General features: G+C 68.3%; 4 protein-coding genes. 2 read left to right on the forward strand and 2 right to left on the reverse strand.

The features are described 5' to 3' along the window. The coding region (gene map / locus IY392_RS08765; RefSeq protein ID WP_194861010.1) for a type I methionyl aminopeptidase at positions 1 to 849 on the forward strand (849 nt) is incomplete at its 5' end. A 35-nt stretch (positions 850 to 884) separates the two neighbouring features. Here the strand turns inward: map and mtr are convergent. Beyond that, positions 885 to 2,285, reverse strand: coding sequence for a mycothione reductase (mtr, locus tag IY392_RS08770; RefSeq protein ID WP_107756623.1), 1,401 nt, complete (start codon positions 2,283 to 2,285; stop codon positions 885 to 887). Between the two features lie 5 nt (positions 2,286 to 2,290). Beyond that, the gene (locus IY392_RS08775) at positions 2,291 to 3,328 is read right to left on the reverse strand and encodes an alpha/beta hydrolase (protein ID WP_309230189.1); all 1,038 of its coding nucleotides are present in this window, start codon (positions 3,326 to 3,328) and stop codon (positions 2,291 to 2,293) included. A gap of 132 nt (positions 3,329 to 3,460) precedes the next feature. Here IY392_RS08775 and mqo point away from each other — a divergent pair, with 132 nt between their 5' ends. After that, entirely contained in the window at positions 3,461 to 4,957 is a 1,497-nt protein-coding gene (mqo, locus tag IY392_RS08780; protein WP_107756621.1) for a malate dehydrogenase (quinone), read from the forward strand. Positions 4,958 to 5,011 lie beyond the last annotated feature (54 nt).

Raw genomic sequence — 5,011 nt, forward strand, 5'->3', positions numbered from 1 at the left:
GTCCCCGGTGACCCCACCCCGATCCGGACGGTGCCCGAGTCGATCCCACGGCCGGAGTACGTCTGGCGCGACCGCGTCGACGAGGCCAACGGTGAGCCGTGGGTGCAGACCCCCGAGGTGATCGAGTCGATGCGCACCGCGTGCACCATAGCGGCCGACGCCCTCGCCGTGGCCGGGCGAGCTGTGGCGCCCGGCGTCACGACCGACGAGATCGACCGGATCGCCCACGAGTACATGTGCGATCACGGCGCCTACCCGTCGACCCTGGGGTACAAGGGCTTCCCCAAGTCCAGCTGCGTCTCCCTCAACGAGGTGATCTGCCACGGCATCCCCGACACCACGGTGATCATGGACGGTGACATCGTCAACATCGACGTCACCGCCTACATCGACGGGGTGCACGGTGACACCAACGCCACGTTCCTGGCCGGCGACGTCTCGGAGGGGAACAGGCTGCTGGTCGAACGGACCCGGGAGGCCATGGACCGGGGGATCAGGGCCATCCGGCCCGGCCGGGAGGTCAACGTGATCGGGCGCGTCATCGAGTCCTACGCACGACGGTTCGACTACACGGTCGTCCGGGAGTTCACCGGGCACGGCGTGGGGCCCACGTTCCACAACGGCCTGGTGGTGCTCCACTACGACGACCCGTCGCGGACCGAGGTCCTCGAGCCCGGTATGACCCTGACCGTCGAGCCGATGATCTCCCTGGGTGGTCCGGGGTTCGACGTCTGGGACGACGACTGGACCGTCACCACGGCGGACAAGGCGTGGACCGCCCAGTTCGAACACACCGTGCTGGTCACTCAGGACGGCGTCGAGGTGTTGACGCTACCGAGCGGGAGCTGACCCCGCGTGGTCGGCGCGGTGGCCCCGACGTCGGCTCAGAAGCCCCGGTCCGGGAAGTCCAGACCCAACAGGGCGTTCTCGACCACCTCGGCCATCGCGGGGTGGATCCAGTACTGACGACGCGCGAGTTCGGGAACGGTGATCTCGAACTCCATGGCCTGGATGAGGATCTGGATGAGGGACGGCGCGTGGGCGCCCATGATGTGGGCGCCCAGGAGTAGTCCGGTCGCCCGGTCGGCGATGAGCTTGCAGCATCCGACCGAGTCCTCCATGGCCCAGCCGTACGCCACGTCGCCGTAGTCCTGGACCTTCACCGTGATGTCGAATCCCGCCTCCCGGGCCTCGACTTCCGTCAGACCCACCGAGGCGATCTGGGGCCAGGTGAACACCGCCCATGGCACGTGTCGGTGGTTCACGGGATGGAGGTCGTCCGGGTGCCGCAGGTTGTGCCCGACCACCCGCTGCTCGTGATTGGCCACGTGCTTGAGCTGGTACGGCGAGCTCACGTCCCCGAAGGCCCACACGCCGTCGGCCGTGGTACGGCCGTACTCGTCGACGCGGACCCGCTCGATGTCCATCTCCACCCCGGCCGCCTCGAGTCCCAGGAGATCGCCGTTCGGGATCCGGCCGGTCGCCACCAGGAGTGCGTCGCCGGAACAGGTCGACCCGTCCTCGAAGGTGACCTCGACGCCGCGCCGGTCCGCGCCGGTCGCGGTCATCGTGGTGATCTGCTGCCCGAGCCGGACGTCCCACCTCAGTCGGGCCTGGTCGGTGAACCGCTCCGCCAGTTCCCGGTCCACGTGCTTGAGCAGGACGTCCGACCGGCCGATCACGGTCACCTCGACACCGAGAGCCGAGAACACGTGGGCGAACTCACAGGCGATGAAGCCGGAGCCCTGGATCACCATCGACCTGGGGAGCTCGGGGATCCTCATGACATCGTCGCTGGTGTAGTAGGCGACGCCGGCGTCGGTGACGATCCGGGGGATCAGGGGCCGGGCCCCCGCGGCGATCACGACGGAGTCGGCCGTGATGATCTCCCCGGTCCCCGTGTCGATGGTGCGCGGACCCACGAACCTCGCGTGACCGTCATACACCGTGACGTTGTCGCACCGGTTCCGTCGGTAGTCCTCACCGCTCGAGGCGATGGGGTCGATCCGACGATCGAACACCCGCGAGACGATGTCGGGCCACCGGACACCGTCAAGGGTGGAGTCGATCCCGTACGTGCTCGAGTGGGTGATCGAGACGGCGGTGTCCGCGGCGTAGACGAACATCTTCGTGGGGATACAGCCCACGTTGAGACACGTCCCGCCGAAGGTTCCCTTCTCGCAGATCGCCACGGACTTGTCCGCGAACGACTCGTCGATCAGCGAGTTCCCGCTTCCGGTACCGATCACGACGAGGTCGAAGTGACGGGAGGGGGTCTGGGTCATTGTCGTCAGGACTCCTTGGTGTGGGGTGCGAGGATCTGGTCCAACCAGTCGCCGAGGTGTCCGAAGACCACCTCGAGCACGTCCGCGCGGGAGAGGAACACGTCGTGTCGGGCGCCGTCGACGGGGATGTCCGTGACCCGGTCCGAGACACGGTCGGCGAACCGCTCCATCGACCGCACGTCCAGGATCAGGTCGGTGTCGACGTCGGGCGGCCCGTCCCCGCGGTGGGTGCCCACGGAGGAGGCCGTGGACCGCAGCAGGAGGACGGGCAGAGGGAGGTCGACCCCGGCCTGCAGGCGCTTCTGCGCGCGGCGGACGGCCGCGAGCCAGCCGGCCCGGACCCCCACCCCGCCCGGGGGTTTGAGCTCGGTGTCGAAGTGGAAGTCCCCGTCATGATCGATGTGGGTGCTCACCACGTACCGGTCCGAGGTCTTCAGCGGGAGCCGGTAGTAGGGCCTGGCGGAACCGAGGGCACGGATGACCGGGTCCACCAGCCGGCGCGCGCGGTCGGGCAGGTCGAGCTGGAACCAGGGAGAGTTCAGGACCAGCCCGACGACGGGATCCAGTGCGCCCCTGTCGCGGCGGCGGGCGAGCCACAACGGCACCACGAGCCCTCCGGTAGAGTGCGCGGCCACGAGGACAGGCAGACCCGGGTGGTCGGCGGTGATCACGTCGAGCGACCGGTCGAGTTCCTCGTCGTATCTCTCCAGGTCGGTGATGAAGTGCGGCGTCAGTCCGTCCCGCCTGGAGCGGCCGCACTTGCGCAGGTCCACCCCGTAGGTGGCGATCCCCCGATCGGCGAGGAACTCGGCGAGATGGGTGTGGAAGAAGTAGTCGGACAGTCCGTGGACCACCAGCAGCGCCGCGACCGGCTGATCCGGTGAGTCCTCGTGCCGGACCAGGGTGGCGGAGATGGGTCCCTCACCGTCCGGATCGGTCCCGAGTGGCAGCTCGAGACGACGGTAGGACGGCCCCAGCAGGTCCGGGATCCACCGCGCATCGGATCCGGTGGGGGCGACGGCATCGGGGGAGGGCGGAGACACGACGACCACCCTAGTCCGGTGTGCCGAGGGGGAGGTCCGGTGAGTAGTCTTGGGACCCGGTGGACGCGGGGTCCCAGGACGGGCCCGTGACGTGTCCGATTCGGGTCCACGACCAAATAGCGAGGGTAGCCGGTGACTTCAGACCAGGTGGCAAAGCACGGAACGACTGATGTGGCGCTCATCGGCGCGGGCACCATGAGCGCGACGCTCGGTGCTCTCCTGCGTCGCCTCCAGCCCGACTGGCAGATCGAGATCTTCGAGCGCCTCGAGGGCCCCGCGCTGGAGTCGTCCGATGCGTGGAACAACGCCGGGACCGGCCACTCCGCGCTCTGCGAACTCAACTACTCGCCCAAGACCGCCGACGGCGACGTGGACATCACCAAGGCCGTGAGCGTCAACGAGAAGTTCCAGGTCTCCCGGCAGTTCTGGTCCTATGCCGTGGAGAACACGATCCTCGGTGACCCGACGGAGTGGATCCGCCCGGTCCCGCACATGAGTTTCGTCTCCGGCGAGGCCGGCCAGGCGTACCTGCAGAAGCGGTACGACAGGCTCGCGGGTCACCCCCTGTTCCCCGGGATGGGCCACACCACCGACTTCGGGGAGCTCGAGCGTCGTGTTCCCCTCATGGCCCGGGGCCGCTCCCCGGAGCAGCCCTTCGCCCTCAGCTACTTCGACAACGGCACCGATGTGAACTTCGGTGCTCTCACCCGTCAGTTCGTGAAGTACCTGACCAGGACCGGCACCGAGGTCCACTACCAGAACCAGGTCAAGGACCTCGAGCGCAACACCGACGGGACCTGGCGGCTGACCGTTGCCAACCGCCACACCGGGGACGAGCGCACGGTGGACGCGAAGTTCGTCTTCGTGGGAGCGGGCGGCGGGGCCCTGCACCTCCTGCAGAAGTCGGGTATCCCGGAGATCAAGGGCATCGGCGGGTTCCCCGTCGGAGGCCAGTGGCTCCGCTGCACCAATCCCGACCTCATCGACCAGCACCAGGCCAAGGTCTACAGCCAGGCGTCGGTCGGTGCGCCACCGATGTCGGTGCCGCACCTCGACACCCGTGTCATCGACGGCAAGAAGGGGCTGCTCTTCGGCCCGTTCGCCGGATGGACCCCGAAGTTCCTCAAGATGGGCAGTTTCCTGGACCTGCCCTCGAGCGTCCGGCCGGGGAACCTGTTGCCCATGGCCAACATCGGCCTCACCGAGATGGGCCTGGTCAAGTACCTCATCACCGAGCTGGCCAAGAACCACGGCGCGCGTGTCGACGCACTCCGCGATTTCGTGCCGTCCGCGCAGGACGGGGAGTGGGAGAAGGTCGTCGCCGGGCAACGCGTCCAGGTGATCAAGCCCAACGGTCGCGGTGGCACGCTCGAGTTCGGGACCGCGGTGGTCAACGCGGCCGACGGGTCGATCGCCGGTCTGCTGGGTGCTTCCCCCGGTGCCTCGACCGCGGTCGACGCGATGGTCGATGTGCTCCGCCGCTGTTTCCCGAGCCGGTTCGCCGACTGGAAGCCCGCGCTCGAGGAGATGATCCCGTCCCTCGGGCGCGACCTGGCCGCCGAACCGGGTCTGTTCGCCGAGCAGTTCGAGCGGTCGACCCGCACACTCAAGCTCGACCAGAAGGTCTGAGCGCGGGCTTCCAGTCGGCGAACCGGCTCGGGAAACAGCGGCGGAGCACATCGA

Origin of the sequence: Dietzia sp. SYD-A1 (assembly GCF_015356725.1) — a bacterium.
GTDB lineage: Bacteria > Actinomycetota > Actinomycetes > Mycobacteriales > Mycobacteriaceae > Dietzia.